The organism is Pseudomonas sp. K5002 (genome assembly GCF_013386655.1).
Classification (GTDB): Bacteria; Pseudomonadota; Gammaproteobacteria; order Pseudomonadales; family Pseudomonadaceae; genus Aquipseudomonas.
Genome location: NZ_JACARK010001589.1, coordinates 1 through 664 on the forward strand (window position 1 = coordinate 1; position 664 = coordinate 664).

Below are 664 nucleotides of genomic sequence, written 5' to 3' on the forward strand. Positions count from 1 at the left end.
AGGAACATCGCGGCGACGGCCCCCGCGCGTTTGTCGGGCGCCACCACACTCGCTGCCACGATGGAGCCGATGCCGAAGAATGCCCCGTGATTCAGCGATGTCACCAACCGGGCGACCATCAGGGTCTGGTAGTCGGTGGCCAGGGCGGACAGCAGATTACCCAGGGTGAAAATGGCCATCAGGCCCACCAGCAGATAACGGCGCGCCACCCTGGCTGTCGCGAGGGTCATGATCGGGGCGCCGATCAGCACGCCCATGGCATAGGCGCTGACCAGCAGCCCGGCGGCGGGAATGGAAACACCGAGGTCGGCGGCGATCCCGGGCAACATGCCCATGGGGGCAAACTCGGTGACCCCGATGCCGAAGGCGCCGATGGACAGTGCTACAAGGGGTGGGTTGATACGCATAGGTGACTCCTCATCTTTGTATCAAATGCTACAATCACGACTTTTCAGGCGGTAGCCCTCGGCAGGGCACTACAGCTTTGCGTGGAGATCACAAGTGGACATAGGCGGTCGGTCGGGGGAGATGGCGGTGTTCTCCATGGTCGCGGAGCAGGGCAGTCTCTCGGGGGCGGCTCGGGTGCTGGGCCTCACGCCGTCATCCATCAGCCGCATCATCACCCGCATCGAGGGGCGCATAGGCACCCGCCTGCTGCTGCGCA

General features: G+C 64.5%; 2 protein-coding genes. One reads left to right on the top strand and one right to left on the bottom strand.

Translation table 11 applies throughout. The features are described 5' to 3' along the window. A partial coding sequence (locus HX846_RS38125) for an MFS transporter (protein ID WP_178967567.1) occupies positions 1-407 on the bottom strand: 407 nt, incomplete at its 3' end. Positions 408-501: 94 nt separating this feature from the next. On the opposite strand from HX846_RS38125, the gene HX846_RS38130 reads away from it, so the two are divergent. Then, positions 502-664: LysR family transcriptional regulator (locus tag HX846_RS38130; protein ID WP_178967568.1), on the top strand; the 163-nt coding region annotated here is incomplete at its 3' end.